The 281-nt window shown below is 68.7% G+C and carries 1 protein-coding gene; it reads right to left on the bottom strand.

Translation table 11 applies throughout. From position 1 onward, the window contains the following. Positions 1-281 (bottom strand): hotdog fold domain-containing protein (locus G5A07_RS21235; RefSeq protein ID WP_191863972.1); only part of this gene is annotated, 281 nt, incomplete at both ends.

Below are 281 nucleotides of genomic sequence, written 5' to 3'. Positions count from 1 at the left end.
TGCCACGCGCCTTGGCCAGGTACTGCACCTGCATCCCCTTCGGGATCCAGCGCATGCCCTTCGGCAGCGACGCGTCCACCATCAGCCCGGCGGTCAGCTCGGCCAGGTTGCACATCGCGATCGCATGCACCGTGCCGATGTGGTTGCGCACCTTGCGGCGATCGACCAGCGTGCCTTCGCAGCGGCCGTGTTCCAGGCGGGTGATGCGCGGTGCGATGCTGGCGAAGTAGGGCGCCTTGAAGCAGACCGCGCGCGAGAACAGCCAGTTGCCGGCGGGCCAG

This window comes from Stenotrophomonas sp. AS012628 (genome assembly GCF_010608305.1).
In the GTDB taxonomy this organism is placed as follows: domain Bacteria; phylum Pseudomonadota; class Gammaproteobacteria; order Xanthomonadales; family Xanthomonadaceae; genus Stenotrophomonas; species Stenotrophomonas geniculata.
The sequence above is the reverse complement of the archived record's forward strand: the minus strand, read 5'-3'. Positions and strand labels throughout refer to the sequence as shown.